At 70.8% G+C, this 2836-nt stretch carries 2 protein-coding genes and 1 pseudogene; all 3 read left to right on the top strand.

The window, feature by feature from the left end; all coding sequences use genetic code 11:
• A pseudogene (locus tag ACOV8S_RS01885) lies at nucleotides 1-845 on the top strand (hypothetical protein); the annotation flags it as partial.
• Between the two features lie 74 nt (nucleotides 846-919).
• Nucleotides 920-1921, top strand: a complete 1002-nt coding sequence (locus tag ACOV8S_RS01880; protein WP_448315623.1) for a C40 family peptidase — start codon at nucleotides 920-922, stop codon at nucleotides 1919-1921.
• Nucleotides 1922-2219: 298 nt separating this feature from the next.
• Nucleotides 2220-2836: phosphatase PAP2 family protein (locus ACOV8S_RS01875; protein WP_448315621.1), on the top strand; the 617-nt coding region annotated here is incomplete at its 3' end.

Here is a 2836-nt window from a genome sequence, read left to right as displayed (position 1 = left end):
GTGTAGCCGTCGCCGGTGCGGCCCCGGTGGCGACGCCGCCGATGCCGGTCTCCGCGCCGCCCGCCGCCCCGTACGACCTGCCCACCGCCGACGGCTACACGCCCACGCAGCTGACCCGGCCGGGTGGAGCGGCACTACGGCGGCGCGCCTGGACGGTGGCGGGCGCCGTCGTCCTGGCGGCGGCGGTGACGGGGGGCGTGCTGCTGGCCCTGCCGGACGGCGGGGAGGACGGCGACGACCGCAAGGAGCGGGCGGCGGGCACCGCCGAACCCACTCGGGGAGCCTCCGCCTCCCCGGCGAAGGGGAACGACGAGGGTCCGCAGCCGCCGCGGTACATCGAGCAGACCGCGCCCAACGTGGTGTTCTGGGAGGCGGATCCCGGCGACTGGTCCGGTGGGGAGTGCAACCTCACGACCGAGGAGGTCTCCCAGTCCTTCCAGTGGTCCGTACCGCGGAGCCAGGAGGAGGTGTCCACCGGGAAGATCGACATCGCCATGCGGCTGGACGGGAAGCGGCCGCCGGAGGGGAGATACCACGTGTCCGCCGTGGTGAAGCCTCCGCACGACGTGCCGGCCAAGGAGGCCGCGGAGTCCGGGCTGGGGCTGATGGAGAACCGCTCGCTCGGGTTCGCGAGCAAGCCGGTGGACCTGTCCGGCCCGGGCGGAACGGAGTGGGTGAAGTTCACCTACCCCGACGACTTCGCCCTCCATGTGGACGGGAAGAAACGGGGAACCGCCCTGCCGCTGCGTGACGACCCCGGACAGTGGACAGTCATGTTCATGCACGTCGAGGCGCCCAAGAAGTACGCCAGTGTCGCCTGCGACGGCTTCACCGTTCCGGAGTAGGCGGGGACGGCCGTGCGGAGGAGAAGGGCCGGCCAGGCGCCGGCGGGGTCACTGTGTGGGGGAGGGCTGTGGTCGTGCGAAAGGCGTGGCTGACCGGAGGGGCGGTCCTCGGGGCCGTCATGTGCTTCGTGCTGGTCCTGGTCGTCGGCGTGTACGTCGTCGCCGGCAACCTGGTGCGCGGCGCGGCGCAGGGCGCGGTGGACGTCGCCGAGGGATCCGTCCCGGCGGCGTACACGGAGCTGGTGCGTACCTGGGGGAATCTCTGTCCGGAAATCAACCCCGCCCTGCTGGCCGCCCAGCTGTACCAGGAGAGCGGCTGGGACGCGGACGTGGTGAGCCACGCCGACGCGCGGGGGATCGCGCAGTTCATCCCGAGCACCTGGGCCACCCACGGCATCGACGGCGACCGGGACGGGGACCGGGACATCTGGGACCCGAAGGACGCCATCCCGTCGGCGGCCTCCTACGACTGCGAGCTCGCCAAGTACGTCGAGGACGTGCCGGGTGACCGGACGAACAACATGCTGGCGGCGTACAACGCGGGGGCGTACCGGGTGATCCGGTCGGGCGGTGTGCCGGCGATCACGGAGACGCAGAACTACGTGAAGCGGATCCGGGCGCTGGAGAAGTCGTTCGCCCGGCCGAAGACGCGGCTGGAGCCGAGCCGGCAGGCGGCCTCGGCGATCATGTACGCGCAGGACAAGCTGGGCACGCCCTACCTGTGGGGCGGCAACGGCACCGCCGACCAGGGCGGCCGGTTCGACTGCTCCGGGCTGACGAAGGCCGCCTACGCGAGCGTGGGGATCGACCTGCCGCGGGTGGCGAATGATCAGTACAACGCCGGGCCGCATCCGTCGCGGGATGAACTTCTTCCGGGCGATCTCGTATTCTTTTCGGACGACCCCACTGATTCTCGGGCAATCGATCACGTAGGCATCTATGTTGGCGGCGGTTACATGATCGACGCGCCGTACACCGGTGCCGTGATCCGCTTCGACCCGGTGGACACCCCCAAGTACTTCGGTGCGACCCGGGTGACCGCCGCCGGCGCCGCGGCGCTCCCGCGCACGGCGTGAGGCCGGTGTGCGACGCGGAGGGATCGTGTGCGCATCGCGGTGGGGCGTGTGCGTGACGTGAAGCTCTGCCCTGAGCTGCACGGACGGGTTGCTCTTGGGTAACGTCTCGGTGATCTTCCGCCGGGAAATGGAACCCTTGAGCGAGGTTCATGCGTTCCTTTGATGTACGGGACCGCAGGGGCCCGTACGTCGCACCACGGGGGTGGAGAAGCGGCGCGTGCGCGCGAAGGACGCGCGGGCGCGCCGGCGGCATGAACGACACGCGCCGGAAGGCACAGATGAAGGGGCCGACTGCACGATGGCTGGACTCGCCGAATCCGGGTCGAATCCCGATGTCGGCCTGCTCTTCGAGATAAACGGCCTGGCCGAGGCGGCTCCGACCTGGTTCGACCGGATCATGGAGTACGTCGGGGAGTACGGGCTGCCGCTCGCCATCGTGGCGCTGGGGCTGTGGTGCCTGGTCAGCGTCCGGCGGCTCGGGCGGGACGGCCTCGCCGACCGGGAGTCGGTCGTCGCCTCCGTGGCCGCGATCGTCTGGATGCCGGTCGCCGCGCTGCTGGCCGTGATCGTGAACATACCCATACGCGGTTTCGTGGAGAGACCGCGGCCCTTCATGACGCACCGCGGGCTCGAGGTGCTGGTCGAGGGCAAGGACGACTTCTCGTTCGTCAGCGACCACGCCACGCTGGCCATGGCCATGGCGGTCGCGCTGTTCCTCGCGCACCGGAAGTTCGGCGTGCTGGCGATCCTGCTGGCGGTCCTGGCCGGTCTGTCCCGCGTGTACATGGGCGTCCACTACCCGACGGACGTGGCGGGCGGCTTCGCGCTGGGCACCGCGGTGGCGCTGCTGCTGTCGCCGGTGGCCATGGCGGTGCTGACGCCGCTGGTCGGCTGGCTCGGCAGGGTGCCGGGCAT

The organism is Streptomyces sp. CO7, assembly GCF_053474865.1.
Note: the sequence above shows the minus strand (reverse complement) of the source record. Positions and strands in the feature narration are given on the sequence as shown.